Origin of the sequence: Bdellovibrio sp. ZAP7 (assembly GCF_006874645.1) — a bacterium.
Classification (GTDB): Bacteria; Bdellovibrionota; Bdellovibrionia; order Bdellovibrionales; family Bdellovibrionaceae; genus Bdellovibrio.
Genome location: NZ_CP030082.1, coordinates 3,812,729 through 3,837,548 on the forward strand (window position 1 = coordinate 3,812,729; position 24,820 = coordinate 3,837,548).

The 24,820-nt window shown below is 45.1% G+C and carries 30 protein-coding genes; 12 read left to right on the forward strand and 18 right to left on the reverse strand.

What is annotated here, in order from left to right; translation table 11 throughout:
* Positions 1 to 78 precede the first annotated feature (78 nt).
* On the forward strand, positions 79 to 1,647 hold the full coding sequence (locus tag DOM22_RS18260; RefSeq protein ID WP_142701747.1) for a B12-binding domain-containing radical SAM protein: 1,569 nt from the start codon (positions 79 to 81) through the stop codon (positions 1,645 to 1,647).
* Here the strand turns inward: DOM22_RS18260 and DOM22_RS18265 are convergent.
* Both DOM22_RS18265 and ubiG read right to left on the reverse strand, forming a co-directional pair.
* Positions 1,598 to 2,107, reverse strand: coding sequence for a DUF1772 domain-containing protein (locus DOM22_RS18265; RefSeq protein WP_142701748.1), 510 nt, complete (start codon positions 2,105 to 2,107; stop codon positions 1,598 to 1,600). The two genes, DOM22_RS18260 and DOM22_RS18265, sit on opposite strands and share 50 nt — an antisense overlap.
* Before the next feature lie 59 nt (positions 2,108 to 2,166).
* Positions 2,167 to 2,946, reverse strand: a complete 780-nt coding sequence (gene ubiG / locus DOM22_RS18270; RefSeq protein WP_246845750.1) for a bifunctional 2-polyprenyl-6-hydroxyphenol methylase/3-demethylubiquinol 3-O-methyltransferase UbiG — start codon at positions 2,944 to 2,946, stop codon at positions 2,167 to 2,169.
* A gap of 111 nt (positions 2,947 to 3,057) precedes the next feature.
* Here ubiG and DOM22_RS18275 point away from each other — a divergent pair, with 111 nt between their 5' ends.
* On the forward strand, positions 3,058 to 3,429 hold the full coding sequence (locus tag DOM22_RS18275) for a hypothetical protein (RefSeq protein ID WP_142701749.1): 372 nt from the start codon (positions 3,058 to 3,060) through the stop codon (positions 3,427 to 3,429).
* Here DOM22_RS18275 and DOM22_RS18280 read toward each other — a convergent pair.
* From DOM22_RS18280 to DOM22_RS18320, 9 genes are all read right to left on the reverse strand, one after another.
* Positions 3,426 to 3,782 carry a DUF1304 domain-containing protein gene (locus DOM22_RS18280; protein ID WP_142701750.1) on the reverse strand — a complete coding sequence of 119 codons (357 nt, stop codon included), beginning with the start codon at positions 3,780 to 3,782 and terminating at the stop codon, positions 3,426 to 3,428. The two genes, DOM22_RS18275 and DOM22_RS18280, sit on opposite strands and share 4 nt — an antisense overlap.
* Positions 3,783 to 4,247, reverse strand: a complete 465-nt coding sequence (locus DOM22_RS18285) for an HPP family protein (RefSeq protein WP_142701751.1) — start codon at positions 4,245 to 4,247, stop codon at positions 3,783 to 3,785.
* A gap of 27 nt (positions 4,248 to 4,274) precedes the next feature.
* Positions 4,275 to 5,270 (reverse strand): tryptophan--tRNA ligase, encoded by a 996-nt coding sequence (trpS, locus tag DOM22_RS18290; RefSeq protein ID WP_142701752.1) that lies wholly within the window; start codon positions 5,268 to 5,270, stop codon positions 4,275 to 4,277.
* A 10-nt stretch (positions 5,271 to 5,280) separates the two neighbouring features.
* Positions 5,281 to 6,669 carry an NAD(P)H-binding protein gene (locus DOM22_RS18295; RefSeq protein ID WP_142701753.1) on the reverse strand — a complete coding sequence of 463 codons (1,389 nt, stop codon included), beginning with the start codon at positions 6,667 to 6,669 and terminating at the stop codon, positions 5,281 to 5,283.
* 30 nt (positions 6,670 to 6,699) lie between these two features.
* Positions 6,700 to 8,274: an ATP-dependent DNA helicase RecQ gene (locus DOM22_RS18300; protein WP_142701754.1), complete on the reverse strand. Its 1,575-nt coding sequence runs from the start codon at positions 8,272 to 8,274 to the stop codon at positions 6,700 to 6,702.
* 106 nt (positions 8,275 to 8,380) lie between these two features.
* Positions 8,381 to 9,331 carry an aldo/keto reductase gene (locus DOM22_RS18305; RefSeq protein ID WP_142701755.1) on the reverse strand — a complete coding sequence of 317 codons (951 nt, stop codon included), beginning with the start codon at positions 9,329 to 9,331 and terminating at the stop codon, positions 8,381 to 8,383.
* Positions 9,332 to 9,342: 11 nt separating this feature from the next.
* Positions 9,343 to 9,714, reverse strand: coding sequence for a VOC family protein (locus DOM22_RS18310; RefSeq protein ID WP_246845751.1), 372 nt, complete (start codon positions 9,712 to 9,714; stop codon positions 9,343 to 9,345).
* 87 nt (positions 9,715 to 9,801) lie between these two features.
* Positions 9,802 to 10,590 carry a cyclic nucleotide-binding domain-containing protein gene (locus DOM22_RS18315; RefSeq protein WP_246845752.1) on the reverse strand — a complete coding sequence of 263 codons (789 nt, stop codon included), beginning with the start codon at positions 10,588 to 10,590 and terminating at the stop codon, positions 9,802 to 9,804.
* A 129-nt stretch (positions 10,591 to 10,719) separates the two neighbouring features.
* Positions 10,720 to 11,478 carry a hypothetical protein gene (locus DOM22_RS18320; RefSeq protein ID WP_142701757.1) on the reverse strand — a complete coding sequence of 253 codons (759 nt, stop codon included), beginning with the start codon at positions 11,476 to 11,478 and terminating at the stop codon, positions 10,720 to 10,722.
* Positions 11,479 to 11,641: 163 nt separating this feature from the next.
* Between DOM22_RS18320 and DOM22_RS20210 the strand changes: the two genes are divergently transcribed.
* Positions 11,642 to 12,700, forward strand: coding sequence for a hypothetical protein (locus tag DOM22_RS20210; RefSeq protein WP_142701758.1), 1,059 nt, complete (start codon positions 11,642 to 11,644; stop codon positions 12,698 to 12,700).
* An 87-nt stretch (positions 12,701 to 12,787) separates the two neighbouring features.
* Positions 12,788 to 14,380: an ABC-F family ATP-binding cassette domain-containing protein gene (locus DOM22_RS18330; RefSeq protein ID WP_142701759.1), complete on the forward strand. Its 1,593-nt coding sequence runs from the start codon at positions 12,788 to 12,790 to the stop codon at positions 14,378 to 14,380.
* Positions 14,381 to 14,450: 70 nt separating this feature from the next.
* Here DOM22_RS18330 and DOM22_RS18335 read toward each other — a convergent pair whose 3' ends face one another.
* Both DOM22_RS18335 and DOM22_RS18340 read right to left on the reverse strand, forming a co-directional pair.
* Positions 14,451 to 15,518, reverse strand: a complete 1,068-nt coding sequence (locus DOM22_RS18335) for a hypothetical protein (RefSeq protein ID WP_142701760.1) — start codon at positions 15,516 to 15,518, stop codon at positions 14,451 to 14,453.
* Complete coding sequence (locus DOM22_RS18340; RefSeq protein WP_142701761.1) at positions 15,511 to 16,281, reverse strand: DUF4423 domain-containing protein; 771 nt, start codon at positions 16,279 to 16,281, stop codon at positions 15,511 to 15,513. Before DOM22_RS18340 ends, DOM22_RS18335 begins: the two co-directional genes overlap by 8 nt.
* A 186-nt stretch (positions 16,282 to 16,467) precedes the next feature.
* Between DOM22_RS18340 and DOM22_RS18345 the strand changes: the two genes are divergently transcribed.
* The 3 genes from DOM22_RS18345 to DOM22_RS18355 all read left to right on the forward strand — a co-directional run bounded on the left by DOM22_RS18345 (position 16,468) and on the right by DOM22_RS18355 (position 18,220).
* A complete protein-coding gene (locus tag DOM22_RS18345) occupies positions 16,468 to 16,962 on the forward strand; it encodes a hypothetical protein (RefSeq protein WP_142701762.1) in 495 nt (164 codons plus the stop codon).
* Between the two features lie 174 nt (positions 16,963 to 17,136).
* Complete coding sequence (locus DOM22_RS18350) at positions 17,137 to 17,493, forward strand: hypothetical protein (protein ID WP_142701763.1); 357 nt, start codon at positions 17,137 to 17,139, stop codon at positions 17,491 to 17,493.
* 79 nt (positions 17,494 to 17,572) lie between these two features.
* Positions 17,573 to 18,220, forward strand: a complete 648-nt coding sequence (locus DOM22_RS18355; RefSeq protein WP_142701764.1) for a L,D-transpeptidase — start codon at positions 17,573 to 17,575, stop codon at positions 18,218 to 18,220.
* Between the two features lie 11 nt (positions 18,221 to 18,231).
* On the opposite strand, the gene DOM22_RS18360 is transcribed toward DOM22_RS18355, so the two are convergent.
* A complete protein-coding gene (locus DOM22_RS18360) occupies positions 18,232 to 18,723 on the reverse strand; it encodes a hypothetical protein (RefSeq protein WP_142701765.1) in 492 nt (163 codons plus the stop codon).
* Positions 18,724 to 18,906: 183 nt separating this feature from the next.
* On the opposite strand from DOM22_RS18360, the gene DOM22_RS18365 reads away from it, so the two are divergent.
* Complete coding sequence (locus DOM22_RS18365; protein ID WP_246845753.1) at positions 18,907 to 20,169, forward strand: chloride channel protein; 1,263 nt, start codon at positions 18,907 to 18,909, stop codon at positions 20,167 to 20,169.
* On the opposite strand, the gene DOM22_RS18370 is transcribed toward DOM22_RS18365, so the two are convergent.
* Positions 20,166 to 20,681 carry a hypothetical protein gene (locus DOM22_RS18370; RefSeq protein ID WP_142701767.1) on the reverse strand — a complete coding sequence of 172 codons (516 nt, stop codon included), beginning with the start codon at positions 20,679 to 20,681 and terminating at the stop codon, positions 20,166 to 20,168. The genes DOM22_RS18365 and DOM22_RS18370 overlap by 4 nt on opposite strands.
* A gap of 146 nt (positions 20,682 to 20,827) precedes the next feature.
* Between DOM22_RS18370 and DOM22_RS18375 the strand changes: the two genes are divergently transcribed.
* The 3 genes from DOM22_RS18375 to DOM22_RS18385 are packed head-to-tail and all read left to right on the forward strand — an operon-like array spanning position 20,828 to position 21,846.
* The gene (locus DOM22_RS18375; protein WP_142701768.1) at positions 20,828 to 21,205 is read left to right on the forward strand and encodes a VOC family protein; all 378 of its coding nucleotides are present in this window, start codon (positions 20,828 to 20,830) and stop codon (positions 21,203 to 21,205) included.
* A 42-nt stretch (positions 21,206 to 21,247) separates the two neighbouring features.
* Entirely contained in the window at positions 21,248 to 21,427 is a 180-nt protein-coding gene (locus DOM22_RS18380; RefSeq protein WP_142701769.1) for a hypothetical protein, read from the forward strand.
* A gap of 8 nt (positions 21,428 to 21,435) precedes the next feature.
* A complete protein-coding gene (locus tag DOM22_RS18385) occupies positions 21,436 to 21,846 on the forward strand; it encodes a CoA-binding protein (RefSeq protein ID WP_142701770.1) in 411 nt (136 codons plus the stop codon).
* Here DOM22_RS18385 and DOM22_RS18390 read toward each other — a convergent pair.
* The 3 genes from DOM22_RS18390 to DOM22_RS18400 are packed head-to-tail and all read right to left on the reverse strand — an operon-like array spanning position 21,843 to position 23,888.
* Complete coding sequence (locus tag DOM22_RS18390) at positions 21,843 to 22,424, reverse strand: SRPBCC family protein (RefSeq protein ID WP_142701771.1); 582 nt, start codon at positions 22,422 to 22,424, stop codon at positions 21,843 to 21,845. The genes DOM22_RS18385 and DOM22_RS18390 overlap by 4 nt on opposite strands.
* Positions 22,425 to 22,469: 45 nt before the next feature.
* Complete coding sequence (locus tag DOM22_RS18395; protein ID WP_142701772.1) at positions 22,470 to 22,919, reverse strand: nuclear transport factor 2 family protein; 450 nt, start codon at positions 22,917 to 22,919, stop codon at positions 22,470 to 22,472.
* Positions 22,920 to 22,973: 54 nt separating this feature from the next.
* The gene (locus DOM22_RS18400) at positions 22,974 to 23,888 is read right to left on the reverse strand and encodes a LysR family transcriptional regulator (protein WP_142701773.1); all 915 of its coding nucleotides are present in this window, start codon (positions 23,886 to 23,888) and stop codon (positions 22,974 to 22,976) included.
* A 114-nt stretch (positions 23,889 to 24,002) separates the two neighbouring features.
* On the opposite strand from DOM22_RS18400, the gene DOM22_RS18405 reads away from it, so the two are divergent.
* Positions 24,003 to 24,809, forward strand: coding sequence for a pirin family protein (locus DOM22_RS18405; protein WP_246845754.1), 807 nt, complete (start codon positions 24,003 to 24,005; stop codon positions 24,807 to 24,809).
* The last annotated feature ends 11 nt before the right edge of the window (positions 24,810 to 24,820 follow it).

The window sequence follows — 24,820 nt, forward strand, 5'->3', positions numbered from 1 at the left end:
TTACAATGTTAGCTAAGTTGTCCACAACCAGCAAAGATAAATCTTGAACGCGCGAACTTTAGCTATGATGAGAACACGATGAAAAATGACATTCTGTTGGTCACACTCAATTCCACTTATCAGCATTCCTCTTTCGGTTTGCGCTATTTGTATGCGAATTTAAAAGAACTCCAAGAGCGCGCATCGATCCTTGAGTTCACTACACAAAAAGATCCGCGTGACATCGCCGAACAACTTTTAAAACTCAACCCTAAGATCATCGGACTTGGCGTATATATTTGGAATGCCAACGAAAGTTACGAACTGGTGAGTCTTATCAAACGCATCAGTCCCGAGACGATTGTGGTGCTGGGCGGCCCCGAAGTAACCCACGAAAGTGAGACACAAGCGATCTGCAACACGGCTGACTTCACGTTCAAGGGTGAGGCAGATTTCTTGTTCTATGAGTTTTGTCACAAGTATTTTTCGACAGGTGATTTGCCTCAAGAAAAGTACATTAAGGGTCCACTTCCAGAAATAAAAAATATCGCATCGCCGTATAGTTTTTATTCCGACGAGGATATCAAGAACCGTGTTCTTTATGTTGAGGTGTCTCGCGGTTGTCCGTATCGCTGTGAATACTGCCTGTCGTCCTTGGATAAATCCGTACGTAACTTTGAGATCACGACGTTCCTGGCGGATATGCAAATCCTGTTAGATCGTGGTGCTCGTCAGTTCAAATTCATCGATCGCACGTTTAACTTAAGTCCCACTATCTGCACCCAGATTCTTAACTTTTTCCTAGAGCGCATTGAGCTGGGACTGTTTTTGCATTTCGAAATGGTACCGGATCGCCTGCCCACAGAAATCCGCGAGCTGATTAAAAAATTCCCTCATGGTTCTTTGCAATTTGAAATCGGTATTCAAACCTGGAATGTCGACGTCGCGAGACTTGTCAGCCGCCGAAATGATTTAGCGAAAGTTAAAGAGAACTTTAAATTCCTAGCGGAAGAAACGGGTATTCACTCTCACGCGGATCTTATCGTGGGTCTTCCAGGCGAGGATATTGAAAGCTTCGCCAAGGGCTTTGATACGTTGGCAGAGCTTCGTCCTGATGAAATCCAGGTGGGTATCTTGAAACGCCTGAAAGGCGCACCTATTTCCCGTCACGATAAAGAATGGGAAATGGTTTATTCAGAACATCCACCCTTCCAAATCCTGCGCACGAAAATGATGGATTTCCAAACGATGCAAAAAATGAATCGCTTTGCAAAGTATTGGGACTTGTTTGCGAACAGCGGTAACTTTAAAAATTTCGTGGCGGCGATCAAAAGCCGTTCTGAACTGGCTGAACACAAATCATTCTTTTGGGAATATTTTGCGTTTACTGAATACATGTCAGCACGTCATGCACAGTCTTTCGGAATTTCGTTGATCAACTTGGTGGAATCGGCTTTGGTTTATTTGACGGATCATCTGCACTGGCCCCATGAAGAGGCAAGACAGCTTTTGATTTCAGATTATATGGCGCCTGGCACTCGTGAACTTCCAAAAGTTTTAAAGGTTTATCCAGAGCCTAAGCAAAAAGGTCTGTCACCTGAGATGAGAAACAACCTGCCTAAAAGGCAACAGAGACATCTTGTAAAATCGGAGACTCAGTCTTCTTAGTGAGGACTGAGGCGATCATAAAGCTAAATCCTGCAACCAGCAGGGCACATCGCCAGTACATCAAATTCAGCCACTGCAAGCGCACGCTCTCCCAATCATTGGGAGGGCCTTGAAACTGCCACATATGAATCACGCGGTTTAAAGGCATATTCCCCGTCCACGTCATCACCAGCTCATCGGCCACACAAAGCATCGCAAATAAAACCAAAAAGAATTCAACCCGCTGCCACTGACGGCGCATCACAATTAAATGCACTGAAAGCTTAAACACTACCACCAGACACAATAACGGTGTCCAAGACAGAAATGATCGCTGCATTGATTGGTGAAAAGCGATGTAAGAAGACGCTGACAGCTTTTCCATTACCGGCCCCATGCCAATGACAAACGCAAAGGCATTGCCCGCAAGCAGCCCGATCAAGAGCAAGCTTGTGTACTTCAAGAATTGGTTAAGTTTCATATAGTGCTACTTATACGCTCCCCAAACAGAAACTCACGTTTCAATTTCTTCACATAACATCAATGCTCGCGGAATTTTTTAGCGTAGCCCGTGTACGAAACGTGTTTTGATTTGCACCAGGTAAATTGAAAGGTCTGATGAAGCTCGCGGTTTCTTAAAAGATTCCAAGTGCTCCTCTGAAAAATCACGGGACGAAGCCCGCGCATTGCTTGTATTTCAAGATCAAATTCTTCCAGCCACAATTGCACTTCTTCGGGCTTTCGAAAAAGACGATACTCGAAATATTTCTCGGGCGTGTGATTTAGGAACCATTTCATGAACTTATTCATCCATAAGTATGAAACTAAAGTTTTGTTTATAGTGCGAAAAAAGAAAATGCCCCCAGGACGCAACACCCGGCTCATTTCTGAAATAATCTTCTCAGGGTCAGAAACATGCTCGAAAAGATCCATGGCGACCACAACGTCAAAGCTTTCATTGGGAAAGGGCATACGGTAAGCATCGCCTTCGACATACTTCACGCGCCCGGTGACATCCATCATTTGGGCGACACGTAAGCTCGTGCGGGAAATATCCATTCCCGTCACATCGTGACCCACTTTAGCGGCAGCGTTCGAAAAAAATCCCGCACCGCTGCCCACATCTAAAATCTCGGCATGAAAGCCGATGTATTTACGAATTTCTCCTAGAATCCAGGCAAGCTGCGCATTGGTCTCCAAGCGAAGCAAAGCCATGGGTCCCTTATTCGAAGAATACCACTCCTTGGCAAGCTCATGATAAAGCTCACTCCTGTCCACTTCCTGCTCTTCGAATTTCTGCAGTTCGATTTCTTCATCCACTCTTTCAAACTAACAAGGAGAGTGAGCCAACGACGAATCCTGCGAAGTCTAGTGATAATAATCAATCAACAACCTCGACAACACGTCGAAGGCCTGGCTACAATGAGGGACATGGATATTATTGAAGTAGTCTGCCGTATTATTTTCGGTTTACAAATGGCCTTTTGGGGCTTGAACGGCTTCTTTAACTGGGTGACAATTCCACCCTCGCCACCGGTCATTGAAAATTTCGTTGAGGCTTGCGTTGAAACACGCTTTATTATGCCAACCACAAAGGTGATTGAAATCGTATCGGGGATGCTGTTGGTTCTGGGAGTCGCGGTAAACTTAAACCTGATGCTTTTTGCACCGATCGTTTTTGTGATTACCTTCCTGCACTTGCTTCATAATCCCAAACCTTGGAGCGTCGTTGTTCCTATTACTCTGCCATTTGCAGTGGTGATTGGATTTCATCTGCCCGCATTGTTTGCCGGAAACTTTTAAAGCAAAGCAATCACCGCCAGAATCGCTGGCAACGCCTGAATAAAGAAAATACGACGACTGACACTGTAGGCACCGTAAAACCCTGCGATGATCACGCAGACCAGGAAGAACATTTTAATCTGATAGGCAAAGACTTCATTGGATTGAAACAGACCCCAAAGCAGTCCGGCTCCTAGAAATCCATTGTATAAACCCTGGTTGGCAGCCAGAACGGCCGTAGTTTGAGCTTTTTCGAAAGTATTTCTGAAAACCTTCAGGCCTGTCGGTTGAGTCCACAAATACATCTCCAAATACATGAAGATAAAATGTTGAACTGCAACTATTGCAACTAACGTCAGGCCCAAAACTCTCATCTATATACCCGTCTGGGAGATCTTATAGGCGATCTCATCTAAGCTTTCGATATCAAACAATGTCGAAAGCGTTTGTTTTCTTGGAACTTTATCTAAACTCTGCGCCAGCAATCGCAATAAGTCATCAGTTGTTACGATGCCGATTAATTGGTTCTCTTCATCCCCAACCAAAATGGAGCTGATTTTCAGATCCAGCATTTTTTCAATGGCAGAATGTAAAGGCAAATCATGGGCCATCCACACCACAGGGCGAGACATAAAGTCTTCGACTCGGGAATGGTAAGAATTGGCGTTTTTTAGAAGATCTCGTTGAGACAGGACGCCAACAATTTGTTCGTCCGTATCGAGGACTGGTAGGTGTCGAATTTGATTTCGCTCCATCACCTGTCTTGCATCGGCCAGAGTTGTTCCGACCGAAACCGTGATAACATTATTGGACATGACATCGCGAGCGAGTTTAGCCATAAGGGGCTCCTTTGCAGGTCATCCCCTTTAGTACACAATACCCATCGCCTTTTTAACATCAGAAAGAGTTTGTGCTGCAACAGTGCGAGCGGCATCTGTGCCAGTACGCAAGATTTCGCGCACATAACCCATGTCTTTTGCGAATTCTTCACGACGTTGGCGCATCGGACCAATTTTGGCTTCCAAAATTTCCAGAATACGCTTTTTAAGGACGCCATCCCCCAAACCACCACGACGGTAGTGTTCTTTCAAAGCTTCCACTTCTGCCTGGTTTGGATCAAAAATATCGAGGAATGCAAATGGAACGTGTCCTTCAACTGTACCGGGATCTTCCACTTTCAAGTGATTTGGATCTGTGTACATCGCATTTACTTTTTTCTTAAGTTCATTTGGAGTATCGCCCAAATAAATGGCGTTACCCAAAGACTTGGACATTTTTGCCTTACCGTCGATACCAGTCAGGCGGCCGGTTGTACCGATCATTGCTTTCGTATCGTGGAAAATTTCTGTTTTATACAAGTGATTGAATCTGCGTCCGATCTCATTTGTTTGCTCGATCATAGGTTGTTGGTCTTCACCAACTGGAACCAAGTCAGCTTTGAAAGCCAAGATGTCTGCCGCTTGAGAAACCGGGTAAGTGAAGAAACCCGCTGGGATGGAATCCTTCATGTTCTTTTGACGGATTTCATCTTTCAAAGTTGGATTTCTTTCCAAACGAGCAACCGTCACCAAGTTCATGAAATAAAACGTTAGTTCAAAAAGCTCAGGAACTTGCGATTGAATAAAGATCGTACTTTGCTTTGGATCGATGCCCACCGCCAAGTAGTCAAGTGCAACCTGCTCAACGTTCTTCCGAACGTGCTCTGGGTTTTCGTAGTAATCCGTCAATGCTTGTGCATCGGCGATCAAAACGTACTGATTGTATTCGGATTGCAATTTCACGCGATTTTGCAAAGAGCCGACATAGTGTCCAAGATGTAAAGGGCCCGTGGGGCGATCGCCCGTCAAAATGATCTTTTTCATGCCCCCATATTTACCCTAACTTGGGCTTCTGGACAAGCGGACGTGCAAGATGCCGCGCAAATTGCTTCATCACCCACAGATGAACATAGGCCTGCGTCACTTTATAGAAATACCAGGGCAGCCTTGGCCTGAAATCATGAATCGCCGCCAGACATGCGGTTCCCCCCAGAACTTCACGAAACTCAAGCCGTCCACGGCCGCTCTTTTTAGAAAATAGCCCTCCCCGAACATAGAAAAGCTCGCGATGTCCCCAGCTGCGATCCGGAGAATACTCCAAAACCAAAAGACGAATGTAAGGAAAACGATTGCAGAAATAGACCCAGCGGTCTTTAACTTCCACCTTCATCACCCGCGGCCGCATCACAGGCAGATACGCCATGTACTCCAATGCCACATCCCTCGCAGTCCATCCCGGCGGCAAAGGAATTCTTTGCACTGAGCGAACTTCGTGTTTTGCATCCCGTGCAGCCTGAAAGGCATGTGGCCTTTTCGCATCCGAATAGTTCTCAATAGCAAGTTTCAAAGCTTCGCCGATTCCCATGAATTGATGGCCCGGAATTTCCAATCGATGATCTTCACGTACCAACAGTGGATTGCGCAGGCTTTCAATCAAGGGATTGATCAAGTTTTTGGGAGCGCTAGTAACCAAGCGAACCCAAAGGGCCGAAAGATGCGGAGTTAAAAACGGAACTTTCCATAGGGTTCGTCTAAGTCCCATTAGATCTGCCACCCTTAACATCATTTCACTGTAGCTTAAGACATTGGGGCCGCCCAAATCATAAATCTTATTATCGGTTGCAGGATTTTCCATACAGTAACGAATACTTTTAAGCACATCATCCAACGCCACTGGTTGGCTCGCGGTCGACGTCCACTGAGGGCATATCATGACCGGCAGCCTTTGCACCAAGCGGGTCATGATCTGAAAAGATGATCCATTTGAACCAATGATTAAAGCAGCTCTAAGAATTGTGGTCGGAATATCGCTGGTTAAAAAAACGCTTTCAACTTCGCGACGACTTTGCAGATGTGCCGACAGGTTATTACTGTCATCAGGAATCAAACCCCCGACATAAATGATTTTCTTAACTTTGTTTTTCTGAGCGGCTCTAAGAAAATTATCCGCTACAATCAAATCGAAATCTTCAAAAGACCCTTGAGATAAATGCGCTGACGGCTGCATCGAGTGCACCAGATAAACCGCGATTTCCGCACCTTCCAACGCTTTCTCTGCGTCCAAGAGGCTAAAGAGATCGCAATTACGCCACTCGCAGGAAGAATGTTCCTCGGAATGAGTGTGCTGTGAGCGACTTAAGCCCACGATGGAATAAGATCCTTTTAGATTTGCGACCAGAGCTTTACCAATGAATCCACTGGCGCCGGCAATAGCAACTCGCATGAATGCCTCCGGAAGATTTTGACGGAAATATTACTGACCGAGCTCCGCCATAATGTCCCAACCAAATTTTGCCAGCTTTGCTTCGCCGATGCCATGGACATTTTTAAGTTCATCCAGACTTTGTGGATTTTGGACTGCTAAATGCTTCAGTGTCAAATCGCCAAAGACGACAAAAGCAGGAACATCGAGCTCCTTCGCCTTTTCTTTGCGCCATTTTTTTAGAAGTTGGAAGCGCGCCTCTTGTGCATCATCAAATACCAGCCCATCCATGTCGACCGTGGTCTTTGACACTTTTGAACGAGTTTTTGTTTTTGCAGGGGCTTTCAGAGCTGCCACTGGTCTTACGACCTTGCGCTCTGATTGCGGCAAGCAAGTATCACAGTGCCCGCAACGTTCGATACGTTGGGCATCTTTGTAGTAAGTAAGAATCTCCGCATGGCGGCACTCGCCACCTTCGGCGTAATTCACCAACGCATCCAGATTTCTCCAGCGGGCATTCTTGATTTCCTTGGGAGCTTCGGAACTGGTGATGAAATATGTTTGTAGACCTTTATCTTTTTTCGAATAAAGCATCAAACAAGTCGAATCTAAACCATCACGACCCGCCCGCCCCATTTCTTGATATAAAGAATCAATCGTGGCAGGCATTTGATAATGTACCACCAAGCGGACATCAGGCTGATCAATTCCCATACCGAAGGCATTGGTGGCAACCAGGATTCTTAAATCGCCACGCTCATAGGATTCTTGCGTCTCGGTACGTTCTGCGGTGGAAAGACCTGCATGATAATAACCAACTTTATCCAAACGACGTTGCAACTGTCCTGCAAGCTCTTCCGTCACCTTACGAGTTCCGCAGTAAATTATAATGCGACCTTCGGGGGTTTGCTGAATTGATTGCATCAACAAAGCAGCCTTTGCCTCCTCATCCGCACAGAATTCAACTTGGTAGTAAAGATTGGAACGATAGAACCCGTGAACACGACGCTCAGGGCTTTTTAGTTTTAAATTAATCGATATATCCGCAAGAACCGTTGGTGTCGCCGACGCGGTCAATGCTAACACCGGAATATCGGGGCGCAATCTTTTTAGTATTTCTAACTGACTGTACTCTTCGCGGAAATCGTGACCCCACTGTGATACACAGTGAGCTTCATCAATCGCAAACAAAGCGATGGCGCGATTCTGAATCCAACGCTGAAAGCCTTCCTTCTGAACACGTTCAGGAGAAAGGTATAGCAAATATGTTCCGCCTTTTTCAATGTCCTGAAAAATCTGACGTTTTTCTGCATCCGTCTGGCCTGAATAAAGACAACCCGATGGAATACCTTTTCTTTGCAAGGACATCACTTGATCTTTCATCAGAGCGATCAACGGAGAAATAACAATAACCAGCTTGTTTGCGTAAACCGCCGGAAATTGAAAGCACAGGGACTTACCCCCCCCCGTCGGCAAAACCGCGAGCACATCTTTACCCGAAAGAATGCCGGTGATGATTTCCTTTTGCCCGATACGAAACTGCGACAGACCAAACGACGTTTGCAGCGTTTGTTCCAAATGGTTTTGATCGATAGTTTGTACTTGGGAAACAGGGTCCTGAAGCATAGGGCTACTTTCCTTGAAAACAGCCCTTCTTTGCAACCAAGATTCCTGCGTTAAAATGGATTATTTCCCTTGCAGACGCAGATCCCCGATGGAATCTCGGACAGGATTAATAGCGACTCTCAAAATCCAGCTTTTCGACTTCCACCGTCGCCAATTTTATCTGCGCGGCCTCAGTTAAATCCTTCAATTGCTCAAGTGAAGTCGCGCTCGCGATTGGAGCGGTAATACTCGGCCTTTGCATCAACCAGGCAAGCGCTATTGTCGCGGGTTTCACTTGGTGATCCAAGGAAATATCATCCAAGGCGCCAAGGATTTTAACCCCACGCTCGTCCAGATAGCTGATGGCCTTTTCTCCCCGTGCACTTTGTTTTATATCGTCTTTAGAGCGGTACTTGCCCGTTAAAAATCCGCTCGCCAATGAGTAATAGGGAATAACACTCACCTCTTTATTAAGGCAAAGTGGCTCAAGTTCTTTTTCAAAAGATTCCCGATCATGCAGATTGTATTTGGGTTGCAAGGTCACGTACGACGCAAAATCTTGTTGTTCCGAAATGTGCAGACTTTCTTTTAACCGTTTTGCGCTAAAGTTCGAAGCACCAATGGCACGAACTTTTCCCTCTTTTACCAAGGCATCGAATGCTGCCAGAGTTTCTTCGATGGGAGTTTCCATATCATCCGTGTGGGATTGATATAGATCAATATAATCCGTCTGCAAACGCTTTAAAGAATCTTCCACGGCTTGTTTGATATAGGCCGCCTTCAAGCCCTTTTTATCAGGGGCAAGCTCCATTCCCACTTTCGTGGCAATGATCACTTTATCACGAATCCTGCGCTCTTTCATCCAGTTACCAATGATGGTTTCTGATTCGCCACCTTTATTCCCCGGAACCCAGCGAGAGTAAACGTCAGCGGTATCGACGAAATTGAAACCCGCTTCAACAAAACCGTCCAACAATTGAAAAGACATCTCTTGATCGATCGTCCAACCAAAAACATTTCCTCCAAAGCACAACGGAGCCACTTCAATTCCGGTTTTTCCAAGCTGACGTTTATTCATGCTGCTGACTCCTACATTGAATGAAGACCCACACGATTCCCTTCGGTGTCTTCAAAAATTCCGATATTACCGTACTGACCGATTGATTTTTTACCTGAAAGAATCTTGCCGCCATTATCGCTTACTTTTCTTAAAGCAGCTTCAATATCTTGTACAGGAATATAGGGAAGCGTTCCATCGTGAGAGGGCTTATATCCCGGTCCCTTAACCAGAGCACCCGAGGCTCCGTATTCTTTCATATTTCCCGAAGGGAAAAACGCAAGCTTCAACGGTCCCATTTCTTCCAATTTGAATTTTAGATCAAATGACTTTTCATAGAAAGTCATTGCGCGTGAAATATCATTCGCAGCCAGCTCGACCCAATTGAACATATTGGACGCCATAATAAAAAACCTCCATCTTGAATCTGTTCTTAAGAATCAGAATCCGTGGAGGTTTCCGTCAATATGACATTGCACACTGTTTCGTGGTTATCCCGTCAAAGCTTTATTGGCTCTTTTTAAGCGAAGCGCGAGTGTTTTCACAAGGGCCTTAGCCCAGGCGGGTTTGGAGAAAATCACACTCTCGAGTGCTGACATAGGGATTTCAATCAACTCCACTTCGGTGACCGCTTCGACAGTTGCAGAACGAGGTTCGTGATTGAAATGTCCCATCTCTCCCACGAATTCACCGGGCCCGATTTCTCCCAAGCGAACTCGGTCGCCAGTCGTTGCTTCCGAAAACGCATTCAAAGTCCCATGTTTAACGATATAGACAACTTCCGTGTCGTCGCCTTCCTTGAACAAAGTCTCCCCCACAGTCAAACTGCGAAGCTTGTACTGGGAACCATCCTTTACTGGCTTGGGAGCAACGATTTTAGAGACAACTTCCAACAAAGCCCATTCTCTATTTGGCTCTGACAGGAATGATAATCGTCCGGATTGCACTTCATGTGGAAACATATCGTGATCGGGAACGTAAGACATCATCACTAGGAAGATGCCGTTATTATTCTTTTCTTTAAGTACTTTGGCTATAATATCGTAGCCTGAACCTTTAGGAAGATACTCGTCGACGAACATGATTTTAGGTCTGACATTGTCAATTTTGTATTTGGTATCAAACCAATCACTGCCGTGAAACACGGAACAATTTGTGAAATGTTTATTGAGAATGTCGGAAATCGCGGTGATTCGCGTGGGATCACCACTAACAATCAAAAAGCTGTTTTTATCCTGGCTGCGGCTCATACAAAAACCTTCCATAATTTTCAGTCCCATTCCTAGGACCCACAGACGTGCCAGATACTTCTATTATCAACCCTAACTGTCTAACTCTCAACATTCTGTCTAAAAGTTACCTACATTTTCTCAGGTTGATTCATTCGGTATGTGTCAATCTGGGACTTTTTAGTTTAGTTGATATCTTGCGAGATCCGCAGCGAACTCTTGTTTGGATTGAGGGAAGCGTTTGTTCACCATCTCGATAAGCGACGCTCTCATATTGTGATTGGGGTTATTGGCGATCACAGTTAGTAGACCCTGCTGACAGCCCGCATAGCTGCCACAGTTGTTCAGATAAATTTCATAAGCGACGATAACCGGAATGTAACTTTGATCCGTTGTCGAAGCGATGTTTCGCTCTTGCTCGGTACGAGCGTTGTCCATAGTCACTGTCGCTGCGGGTGCATAATCCAACGATTCTGCCAATGCTACCTCAGCCAATTGCTTATCTCCGCCACGGCCATTTAACATATCCAAGGCTTCCACTCTCTCAAAGTGAGCAGAGTTGGCACTTTGCAAATCTCTATAGTAATCCCACAGCACTTGTTTCTTATTTGGAAGAGCATTGAATTTCGCACGCAGCTCTCTGACTCGCACGCGCAAATCCGATTTATTTTCCGCTGCTCGAGTTGTCTTAATAAGATCAACCAAAAGAGCGCGTTCTTTCGTTTCCACGGGCACAGCAGTGACCTTAGGCACCGTCGCTAAAGGAGCCGATGCCGAAGCAACATTACGGTTTGGAGCTTTCTGAGTCGTTCCATCAACCACGGCCTGCGGTGGAGGCTGTGGATCGGCTGAATGATCGACGTTTTGCTCTTTCTGACGACTGAAAAATAGAACGGCGATAAGGGCTACAGCGGCTAACACCACGAAAGTTTGCTTCATTATTAGATTATCCCCGTGTGCCCTAAGAAATTGCAACTGGAAACAAAGTCCATGCTTTAGTCACCTGCCAAGGTTTGGACAGCTGACCTTCATTTAATTCGTTTAAAACGAAAATGCCCCCATGGTCCTTTATTTGCTTTGAGTATCTGGCATTGGGGGGCCAATGAAATTTACAGCAACTGCTTTATTTGCAGCGACCGTTCTCACATACAATATTGCCAACGCAGGGATCACTTGTTCTTCATCTGAATGTAAAGCTGAAGACATGCCACTCCTAGATCAAATGGAATCATCAGTAAAAGCTAAGTTCGGATCAATGGCTTGTTTGCCAACGTCATCTACCATGGTGATGGAATCGATCTTTAATTCTAAAAAAGATATCGTGGCGGGAAGCTTCACTGAAAGTCTTTACCAACAGGGTGTTTATGGTGCGGTGGTGATGTTGGGTATCGATATGAAAACCACATCTGCCAACGGTACCTATGTTAATGATGCCAATAAGACTTTTACTAAAATCGCTCAAGGTTTCTCAAGTGGCGCCAGCGGTTTTAGTTTCCAAAACTCCCAAAAATCTCTGACACCAGCAAATCTTTTTGCAGAAATGCAGGGTGGAAGTTTAGGTTCAATTCTTTTTGCTTCTTATATTCCTAAATGTTCTGCGATGGCCAGCGGTCGTCAGACTTGCAGTTTCACTCGTCAGTACGGTCACTCCGTGGCTGTGCAAGGTGCATCTGCTTCTTCAGTTTCAATTTATGACCCGAATGATGAAAAATGGTCTTCTCAACTTTTGAAATTGGCAGATGACTCCAGCTTCTCAGGTGCGACTTTATCTTTGCCATCCCATATCGGTGCGGATGCCCGCATTTTGGATAAAAACTACTACACTCAAGGTGAAGTGGATTTGGCAGAGTATTTTTATGGTTTGAAGACTTCAGCAGGTGCTTCAACACCGGTTGTAACTCAACCACCAGTAGTGACTCAACCTTCACCGGCGCCATCGCCAGTGGTTACTCAACCAACGCCAGCTCCATCACCTGTTGTGACGCAACCAACACCGGCTCCATCACCGGTCGTTATCCAGCCGACTCCAGCGCCGTCTCCGGTTGTAACTCAACCTAAACCTTCGCCTTCTCCTGTGGTTACTCAGCCTTCCAAATCGCAAATTTGGCAGCAATGGGCTCAGTACTACCGCAATAAAGGGAAATTCGCCTTCCGCAAATAGTTCCCTCTATGAAAAAACAGGCATAACAGGCGGCAGTTTCGACTGCCGTCTTGCTATTAGAGGGGTTATTGCGTAGAACCGTTCCCTATGATCAGCACATCCAATATCAGCCTCCGTTTCGGTGGCAAAAAGCTTTTTGAAGACGTAAATGTGAAATTCACTCCAGGCAACTGTTATGGCCTGATCGGGGCCAATGGCGCCGGCAAATCCACATTCTTAAAGATTCTTTCCAAAGAAATCGAGCCCAACACAGGCGAAGTCATTATCCCAGGCAACCTACGCCTTTCGATCCTAAAACAGGATCATTATGCCTATGATGAGTACGAAGTCCTTAAGACCGTGCTTATGGGTAACGAGAAGCTTTACAAAGTCATGACTGAAAAAGACGCGCTATACGCAAAGCCTGATTTTTCTGAAGATGACGGCCACCGCGCTTCTGAATTAGAAACGACCTTTGCTGAGCTTAATGGCTGGGAAGCTGAATCCGAAGCCGGCGTGATGTTAGCTGGTTTGGGTATTGGTGACGAACTTCATAACAAACTTATGAAGGAACTAAACCCAGGCGAGAAAGTAAAAGTCCTTTTGGCGCAGGCTCTATTCGGCCGCCCCGATATTTTACTTCTGGATGAGCCGACGAATCACTTGGATATCTATGCGATCAACTGGCTTGAGGATTTCCTGTTAAACTTTGACAACACTGTCATCGTGATCTCGCATGACCGTCACTTCTTGAACAAAGTGTGCTCGCATATTGCGGATATCGACTATGGCAAAGTCACGACATTCACTGGAAACTACGATTTCTGGCGCCAAGCCAGCGAACTAAAACAGCGCATGCTTTCTGATCAGAACAAGAAAAGTGCTGATAAAGCTGATGAGCTTAAAGCCTTTATCGCGCGTTTCAGCGCGAATGCTTCTAAATCAGCGCAAGCTTCTTCCCGTCAAAAACAATTGGAAAAGCTTGAGTTCAACGACTTGCCAGCTTCTTCCCGTAAATCCCCATTCATCGGTTTCGATGTAAAACGCGAATTGGGTAACGACGTTTTAGTGGTAGATAACATTACTAAGACTTGGGAAGGCGAAACAGTTCTTAAGAACGTTAGCTTCACCCTTAAAAAAGGCGATAAAGTCGCTTTGATGGGTCGTAATGACTTGGCTAAGACTTTACTTATGGAAATCATCGCAGGTCAAATGCAGGCGGATTCTGGCTCTTACACGTGGGGTATCACGACGACTCGTGGTTACTTCCCGACAGACAACTCCAAGTACTTCCAAGGCAACGAGGCTTCCCTGGTTGAATGGCTTCGTGAGTTCTCTGAAGACAAAGACGAAAGCTTCCTTCGTGGATTCTTGGGTAAAATGCTGTTCTCCGGATCTGATGCCTTGAAACAACCAACAGTTCTGTCCGGGGGCGAGAAAGTTCGCTGCATGTTCTCGAAACTGATGCTGGAAGGCTCTAATATCCTGATCCTTGATGGTCCGACGAATCACTTGGACCTAGAAAGCATCACGGCTGTAAATGAAGGCCTGCAGCGTTTTAAAGGCACTGTGATCTTCACCTGCCATGACCACGAACTTTTGCAAACGGTTGCAAACAGAATCATCGAAATCAACGAGACTGTTACTTACGACAATCACATTGATTACGAAGGTTACGTTCAGGCGACCAAAAAGCACTAAAACTGCTATCACATCTGAAAATAAAAAAGGCCGGGGTTTCCCGGCCTTTTCTTTTTAAATCTCAGTATAACTATTTATCCAATTTGACTAGGGGTTCAAAGCCCATCTCCCCCCAGGACATGGGCTGGAACGGCAAACGAATCACTTTGTACCAAGGATCACGGTACTGCTCGACTACCAACGAGTTCGCATCGTACTTCCATTTGTTGTTCAACTTAGTCGCTGTAAAGCTGATAGACATCTTGTATTCGTTGCTACGAAGCAGGATGTTTGTTTTGAATAAGCAAGAGTTCGAGATATTTCCGATAAGCTTCACTTTCATTTTCGTGTTGCTCTCATCAAATTTATCCCAGTGAAGATTGTAAAGCACAGATCCTGCCGGCTTTTTGCTAACCAGGTCCAAATCTGGAATTGGTAAGATAGGAACTGGGATCGAGAAGCGATAACACATAGCTTCGTTTTCAATCGCTTTAGAGATATCGATCAAATCTTCGCCCACGTTCAAAATTACGTCTGGTGTCGCTGTATAAACGTCTTTCGTAAATACCATTGCCGAGAAATCGTTACTCCAAGGCAAAAGTGGTGTTATCGAAAGTTTAGATTGAACCAACATCGAAATACGCACCCCCAGAAGATCTAATTCTTCGTGAGGGTATCCACCATAGTGATGACCGAACTCATGAACCAGGATGGCAACAGCTTCTGGAATTGAAACCGCTGTGTATTCACCTGTCGGGGCTTTGCTATAAAGAAGATCGGAATTGATATAGATCGGTGTTCCTGGAGAGCTTCCAGTTTTTGCAACTCGAACCAAGCCATCAATTACAAAGAAACCTGGAGTCTTTTGCTCAGAACCAAAGTAAAGCATACGGCTTCTGACTTCTTGTGGAAGACCTTTCGCAATCTGAGCGATGATCTGACGCTGACGTGAATCAAGCTTACAAGCATCAGAAGTCAGGCAGACTTCGATGTATTGTTCTAAACGTTCATAAGCATAAAGAACGTTCTTTTCAGCGATACCGCCGCCATTACCGATAAAGTCACCGCCCACAAGTGCATTCGCTGCAACTGTCGACATCGTGATTGCCATCATCACCAAAGAGCGGAATTTTAAAACTGATTTCTTTAGGCTACTCACTCTGATCCTCCATGCCGCCGTCCACTTTCGTGAGCGGAAACAATTGAAACGAAAACGTATATACCTCAGATAACGGGCCATCTTCTAGCAGATCCTCGATCTTTTTACGAGTCTTTAAAATCACGTCGTTAACTAGAGGAAGTTTTTCAGGATTCACTGCGGTTGTGATCGAATAAAACTGTCGGCGTTCGACGGGATCATTATGGAGTGAATACTCTGCTAAATGTAAATTTTGAGTGTGGTGCTTACGTATTGCAGCTGACGGTACATCTCTATTAATAAAGATTGGTTTCGCTGTTCGCACCATGCGGTTTCGGTTTTTTTTCAAGAGTTCCAGTCTGAGTAAACGCTCTAGCGCATGTTCCGCCTCAGACTCTTTTATTCCTAACCGCTTTGCAATCCATCGGGGATTTGCTTTGTTCTCGGGAAGCTTTGCGAGATTTAAAATCGCAACGTAGTACCAATCCGACATTAATCGGAACGTATCTTCCTCCATAAGCAGACGATCATCGATTTCGATTTTCTTGGATCCCTGCCTGTATTCCGCCCACAGAACTTCTTTTTCCAACGGGGAAACCAACAAGCGCTCCATGACTTTCTCCAGGTTCGACTTGGAAAGAGATCTTCTATCACCCATCACATCAGAGAGAGTCGTCGAGCCAACGCCCAAATCACGGGCAAACGCACGCAATGAATAAGAAGGATTGCGCATTTGGCGCTTGGCGAGTTCCTGCATTAATAACTTTTTTACAGTGAGTTCCATAGAACCCTTATAGACACAAAACTCTAATAACGCAAGAGTTCGGGACACTTTGTCCCGTTCTTTAAAGTCGGGACACAATGTCCCGTTCGGGGTCTAGACAGCCCAAGACACCTCGGCTATCTCTTGCTCCATACCGCAGCAGCGGAAAAGTGAACGAATAACAAAAAAATCCTTAGGAGGATTAAAATGAAAAAAGCATTCTTGGTTATCGCAATGGTTTTGGGCTTCTCTCAAGCACACGCATACACAGCTCCAGCTTGGGCTTGTAACTTGAACTTCAAAGGTACTGCTTCTGGCGTTAAAGTTATCCTTGGCAACTATGAATACAATGGCAAAGGGACATTGGCTTGTATGTCTCCAACAGGTCAAACTGCAGAGTACCCTGTAACTGTTACTATGAAAGCTAAGCCTTTCTCTCCACAAATCGCATTGGGTAAAATGGAATTGACTGGTCAAGCGGCTGAAATCGCTCTTTTCGATTCTAATCCAGAATCAATCCTTGGCACATACTATGTGGCTCAAGCTCAAGGCGCAATCCTTGGTGGCGTAGGTTTGATCACAGCAACTCGTATCGACCTTCCAACAATCGCTCTTAAAGTTTCCTTCCAGTTCGCTAAAGGTTTCGGCGTAAATCTTGGCGTGAACAGAATGGAAATCGCACTAGATCAAGACCGTAACTAATTCACTGAAGAATTGGGTGCGCGAATCCATCAAACCGGGGAAATCAAACGCCCCGGTTTTTCTTTCCCGAGAAATTATTATTTTTGATTAACCGAAGAGGTATTTTCAATGTTCCAAGAACTATCCGGAGAGGCATTCGCCCTTCCAAGCCCAATCAAACAAAAAGAGTTAAGTATGATTCAACCAATTCACATCGGTAGCTATCCTGACTATCGCGATTTTTTAAAGGAAAAATTTGTTGCCGAGAAGACTAAGAAATACTCGTTCTCTTTGCAATTCTGTGCAGACCGTCTTCACGTATCGAAAACTTTCGTGAAGCTTGTGTTTGACAAAAAAAGACACTTCTCAATGGATACGCTTCCACGCTTGTGGGATCTATTCAAACTTAGCGACAAGGAACGCCTGCATTTGACATTCTTGTTCTGCCACACAATTTCCGACAGCGATTTGTTGAAACACCAATTTGAGGTGATCATGCGCAATGTGCAGAATGAAACTTTGGTAGTTCCAGCCGTAACAGAAGTCCCGTAATAGCCTAGGTCCACCTCAATTTTTTGTACCCAAGAGTACACTGAGTGCAAGTTCAACCACTCACAAATTGAGGTGTGACATGAAAACAAGCCATCACGTAACATGTTTCAGCCTTTCGCTTATGCTACTCGTGGGGAATTATGCGAAGGCCGAAGTTTCCACATACATTGACGATGACCGCATTCCTAACATGCTCGAACATATCGACCCCTTCGATCCCAACGTAGAACAGATCCTTGATCAGTACGATAAAATCTATGAACAAGAAACCGGTAAGCCTGCTCACATCAATACGTTGATGGATGACATCCTTGGACCTTTTGGTGGTTGCAGCCGAAACGCATGCTCCGTCTGGGCTCAGGTGGTAAAAAGTTCTCAGCGCATGTACTTGTATGTGAATGGCAGCTTACGAGGTTCATGGGCGGTTTCTACTGGCATGAAAGGTTATGGCACACCTAATTTTGATCGACATCCCGATGGTCGTATCTATGACCGCTACACTTCAACGAAATATCCCGAAGGAGACTATAATGGCTTAGGCAACATGCCGTATGCTGTGTTTATCACTGGAGGTTATGCCCTTCATGGAACTCCACGAGGCAATTGGCCAAAACTGGGTACTCCAGCATCACATGGTTGCATACGCATGCACCCTGATAATGGATACACCTTCAACCGCTTGGTAAGATCTTACGGAATTAGTAGGGTTTGGATCACGGTTCAGTAAGCTGGAGCAGCTTAAAGAAATCTACTAGAAGTGACCAGAGTGGGGATGCCTTTCCCACTCCACTTCGTATATTGATACTTCCCGCCAGGTCTGACTTTTTCTGATTTAATTTCCACGTCAACCAAAGCATTGAATCCCGCAATAACAGTTAAGAATGCCATACGCATCACCAACTCTTCACGGTCATCACACTCCTTGATCTCAATGGCGTTCTCTTTACGGCTGAACATTTGCGTGAGTTTAGAATCTTCCTTCATGAAGATGCTAATGCCTTTGGCCTTTTTCATTTTCTGCTCATAGTCCTCAAGGGCCGGCGCAATTTCGCGATCAAAGCAGGGACCACAGAAAACGGATTTATCAAGTGGAGCCGGAATCACTTTATAGAAAGAGAACGTGCCTTCATCGACGAACTGAGCACATTTTTTACAAACGTGTTCATGGCATATACCACATTCCAAATTGGCTTTAGGTTTTTGGCAGACACAGCAGTTAGTATTTTCCATATTGATAATTCCTTGACCAGAAATTACATGACACACCGTTTCGATGCAAGGTCCAAAGCATTGAAGCTTTTGTCTACTCAGAGCAGATTCCCCAGATCGGAGATATTGATGGCAGAACATGAGCTCAGCAGAAAAAGACAGGTTGTTTTTATATACTCACTTAGTTGTTTGATCGGAGTCGCAATGACTTTCGTCGCTAAGGGGCTACTTTTAGCGATTCAGCTTTGTACCAACCTTTTCTATTTTCAAAGCTTTTCCTTTGAAAACCGTGCGCCGGCGGAAAATACCTTGGGCTGGATTGCCATCATCATTCCTGTGATTGGCGGACTTTTAGTGGGAGTAATGGCACGCTGGGGTTCTAAAGCCATTCGTGGTCATGGCATTCCTGAAGCCATGGAAAACATTTTACAACGTGATAGCCGCATCCCTCGTCGCATCACCTTATTAAAACCACTCTCTTCAGCAATTGCGATCGGTTCGGGCGGCCCATTTGGCGCCGAAGGTCCGATCATCGCGACAGGTGGAGCTTTAGGTTCTTGGATCGGTCAAGTTTTGCCGGTTTCTTCCTATGAAAGAAAAATTCTTTTAGCTTCCGGTGCGGCAGCCGGTATGGCAGCGATTTTTGGAACTCCGCTATCGGCCGTGATGATCGCGATCGAACTACTGCTTTTCGAGTTCCGTGCAAAATCATTTGTCCCGGTGGCTCTGGCGACTGTCATCGCAGCAACTTTGCGTGGACTATTCATCGGCTCTGAATCCTTTTTCCAAATGCCACCTTTGGGTGAAACCGGAGTGACACAGCTTTTGGTCTTCTTGGGCTTCGGTGTTGTGATGGGACTTCTTTGCATCATCGTGACTAAATCCATTTATTGGATCGAAGATGCCTTTGAAAAACTTCCGATCCACTGGATGTGGTGGCCAGCCCTCGGTGGTCTTGCCGTCGGTATCATCGGTTTGGTTGAACCGCGCAGTCTGGGCGTCGGTTATGGAAATATCTCGCTGAGCTTAAGTGGGTCTTTAACTGTGGGAGCCGCAGCTAGTATTCTGGTTTGGAAGTTCTTATCCTGGGCGCTGGCTTTGGGCAGCGGCACTTCGGGCGGAACTCTTGCCCCCCTTCTGACTTTAGGCGCTTCCTTTGGTTTTATCGTCGGTACTGGCCTTACGATGCTATTTCCAGAGTGGAATATTGATCCCCATGCGATGGCGTTGGTGGGAATGGCCGCGTTGTTTGCGGGCTCGTCTCGAGCGTTACTAACGGCAGTTATTTTTGCTTTAGAAGGAACGAAACAGCCAGTGGGATTGGTTCCACTTCTGGGCTGTTGTTCAATTGCTTATGTGGTTTCATCGCTGTTGATGAAAAATTCTATCATGACAGAAAAGATCGTCCGTCGCGGTTTGGAAGTTCCTCACGAATACTATCCCAAACCGGGAGCCGCAAAAAACTAGGGACGAAACTCTTCGCACTTTTTAGTAGCGATTTCAGTCACGCGATCGTTTTCAGAAACCAAGGGAATATAATGCTTCATTCTTAAAAGTGGAGCCCCTTGGTCGTACCAATTTTCCACTGACATATCCACGACAGATCCTCTGGGAGTCAGTTGCGTATTTTTCTTTACGATGGAAATATTCGCACCTTGCGGCTGACAAGTTTTCAGATCCACTCCCCAGATTTCTGTTCCTTCAAAAACGTACAAGACACTTTCAACTGTCGCAGGATCCGGAGTTCCAACTAAAGCAATGCAATAGCCAGTATTTAATGCACGCGAGGAAGTCCAAGCCGCAACGCTTGCTGCCGAATCTCCCGCAGAAAGGTCGAAACCATCGCGATTATAGTCGACCGCAGAGAATTCCCACTCCGCTTCATTTTGCTGATATTCACAGGTGATGTGATTGAATTTTTCCGAAGCAAAGACCGGACTTGTCGAAAGCATCACTAAAGTAGCAAACAGAAATCTCATAATCACCTCAGACGATGATTTGAGTAAGACCGCCAAACCTTGTCAAGAAATGACTGTCTCGTGCATTCCTGTTCAACAAATCCTCAACATACTTTGCCATAAAAGCCTCCTGGTTTTAAACTCAGCTTAACTGAGGAGGTTTCGTCATGAAAATAGAGCGAATCGATCACCTTGTATTTACAGTAAAAGACATTTCTGCCACTTGCGATTTCTATCAGAAAGTCCTGAACATGGAAGTCGTGACGTTCAAAGGAAACCGCAAAGCTCTTTCATTTGGAAATCAAAAAATAAATCTGCATCAGGTGGGAAAAGAGTTTGAACCCAAAGCAGACAAACCAACTGCGGGAGCTATCGATCTTTGCCTGATAACAAAAACACCTCTTGATGAAGCGAAGAAACACATCGAAAGCTTTGGAGTTAAAATAATCGAGGGCCCTATTGAGCGCACAGGAGCAATGGGGCCGATAAAATCAATTTATTTCCGAGATCCTGATTTTAATCTGATAGAGGTTTCGAACTATTGAATCTGTGGTCAAGGTGTAGGACTCTGATACCAGGGAGGTGCTATGGCCGACACACCAGATAAACCACGAATTCCATCCAATCCGGTCGAGAATCCTGACAAAGGTGATCCTCGCAAAAATATTCCCGAGATTGATCCGAAGCCCAGCAAGGTTCCCGAAATCGATCCACAACCCGGAATGCCAGAAAAAAAATTGCCGCCAGATCCCGAAATTAGACGCTAGGAAGTTTTATGAACGTTAAAGACAATGAAATCAAAGGACTGCTGGAAAAGTATAAAAAGTTTTCCGTCTATGGGCTAAGCCCCGATCAAACCAAAGCCAGCCACTATGTACCGGCGTACATGCGCGATCATGGCTGGGAAATGGTTGGGACTTATCCAAAGGATCATGAGGAGAACGGGTTCAAAATCTACTCATCGCTGAAAGAGGTTCCCGCAGAGTACAGAAAATTTGTTGATGTTTTCAGAAGCTCGGACCGTATTCCCGATGTCGTTGATGAAGTCTTGGCGGTCGGTGGCGTTGAAGTTTTATGGCTGCAACTGGGAATCAGTAATCCAGAAGCAGAGGCCAGAGCAGAAAAGGCAGGGATCAAAGTAGTCTCTGATCGCTGCCTTATTATCGAACATAAACGCTGGTTTTAGTTTTGTGGAGATTGAGTAGCTGCCGGTTCTACAGCAGGTGTAGTACCTGGCGGCGCCTCTACAACCTTTTTCAAATTTTCAAATCCTTTGTCCATTTGAGTTTTAAACATTTTTTCGCAATCGATCAAAACCGTCATTAACTTCGTCATAAAGCCACCATCACCGTGCATAGCCCAAGTGAACTTGGTCGACGAACCTTCTGGAATTAATTTATAATTGATCAGTTGCTCACCGTGCATAGGCTCGGTCATTGTCAGTTTCATTTGCACGAATTCATTCGGTTTGATCTCTAACATTTCCAGCTTTCCCGAGCCGGCGTCTTTATTGCCTTCGAACTCCATGACTGAGCCCACTTTGCCATCTTCGCCGGTATAGGTTTTCTTCATGGTAGGATCAACCAACTCATAGGGATTCCATTGTCCACCCAATTTGAAATTCGAAAGATAAGGAAATATTTTGTCCGCGGGGGCACTGATCACGGTGCTGTTTTCATAATGAAAGGAGCCACTACGAGTCGCAACATATCCCAAAAACAAGAAGATAAGAACTAAGATACCGATGGCTATTTTTTTACCCATTAGAATTCCTCCGAGCTCTTATGGTGGCTTGATTAGATCTTAAGATCAACTAACTAATCCTGCATCACGATAAGCCTGCATCTCGTCCCTGACAACGAAGCCAAATATTTTTGGGCCCTGGTCACTGATCTGAATAAAATAAGTCACGTCAAAATCAATCGACTTAATTGGTTTTCCTTGGGGAGTATAATCGGCGCGATAATAAACCTTCACCATGTCATGAAAACGATCGATTGGCGTGACCATAAGGTTGCGAACGTGCATCTCCCTGGTTCCGATTTTTTGATAGAATGAATAGGCTTTCCGCAAAGTCGCGGAGAAAGTAATATTATTTGAACCTGTTTCTACCGAATCAGGTCCCGCCGCAAGAAAATGCTCGGTAAAAAAACTTTGGATCAATTCCGTATCAAGATCGCCTTTAAGACCGCGATTATAGGCTTTAACGTATTTCTGGAAAAAATCTTTGTACTGCCGGGCAGGCATAGCGTCCTCCAAAAGAACCCCTATGATAAGCCAACGGCAGATAAGACTCACATGACATTCGTGTCACTATCTGTTGCTATTTTTCTGGGGATTTTGCTTTATACAATTGCTCAGAAGTTGTTCCCACACAGCGCGGGCAACAGGCCCCATGGGTTTATGCTTCATACGCATGATGTGCAGATCCAGGTAAAAAGGTTTCACGTGTTCATCTTTAATCTGAATCAGAGTGCCACGACTCAATTCTTTTTCGACTTCACTGAAAGGCAAACTTCCCCAGCCAAAACCATTCATAATCATTCTGTGCTTCAAAGCATGATCAGTGACATAGCTTTTTTTGGAATCAGCGACTAAACCCTTGCCATCTCTTTTAAGTAAATTTGCCTTATCCCCTTGTTGCAACACCACGATCTGCGGAAACTGTTTTAAAGACTTATAGGTAAGATTCGGTAACTTCTTCGCCAAAGATTTCGCAACGACCGGGATCATTTCGATTTTATCAAAAAAGACGCTTTCGATATTTTCATTTTCTCCAGATTTAGTAGAGATAGAAAAATCTGCGTCACCTGAAAGCAATGAATTCAAGCCACCACTCATAATTTCTGAACGAAAAGTCATTTCAGTGGGATGTTTGCTAAGAATGGTCTCCTGAAACACTCCCTCGATGGCTTCAAATCTCACGAGTGGATCCAAAACAACTGTCAAAAATGGTTCTACTTTTTTTGAACCCAGCTCTTGCCCGACGGTTTGAAGTTCACGGAAAGATAATAAGCACTGCTTCGCCCAGTTATAGAACATCAAACCCTCAGGGGTCAGCTTGGGCCTATATTCCTCACGATTAAAGAGCTGAAGATCAAATTCCTCCTCCAGCTTCTTAATCGCAACACTTAGACTGGGCTGGGTCTTATTTAGGAACTCAGAGGCTGCCTTAAAGCTTCCTTTTTCCACAATCATTTCAAGTGTTTCCAGCTGATCTATCGTCACAAAAACCCCTTTTTCTGGCCCATAACTATATAATTATAAACTATATAGTCTATTAAATCTTATTAATTTTTTTAAATATAGAAATCGCCGATACTTAGTTCATGGGAGGCACTCATGAACTTGAAGATTCCCCTGAAGCGTCGCGGATTTATCTTAGGCGCATTAACGACAGCAGTAGGTTTATTTGCGGGGGCAGGGCCTCTTATTAGAAAGGAAAAAGGTATGTTAACAGTAAGAAGATCAAACGATAGAGGATTGGCAGAGCACGGATGGTTGAAGTCTCGTCATACGTTTTCCTTTGCAGAATACTATGACCCAGAACACATGCACTTCGGTCCACTACGCGTAATCAACGAAGACCGAATCGCAGCAAGCTCTGGCTTTGATACACATCCTCACCGCGATATGGAAATCATCTCTTACGTAATCTCTGGCGGTCTACAACACAGAGATTCTATGGGTAACGTGGCAGTGATTAAACCAGGTGAAGTGCAACGCATGAGCGCAGGCACAGGCGTTCTTCACTCGGAGTATAATGATGAGTCTGACAAAGAAACGCATTTCTTCCAAATCTGGATTATGCCCAACAAACGTGGCGTCCAGCCAGGTTACGGTCAGAAATCATTCGAGAAAGAACTGGCTTCACAAAAATTGGTGCATGTGATTTCCACAGACGGTCGCGATGGCACAATCGGAATTCATCAAGATGCAGATATGTATATCTCGCGCTTGAAAAAATCCGAAGAACTTGAGTTCGAAATTGGTGATGATCGCCGTATGTGGCTTCAAGTGGTCAAAGGCAACGTCGAAGTAAATGGTGAAAAACTTGCGACCGGTGATGCAATTGCGGCAACCGATGTAGCCACTGCAAACATCAAAGCCAGCGATGACTCTGAAATGATTTTATTTAAACTTCCGTAATTTAATATCCC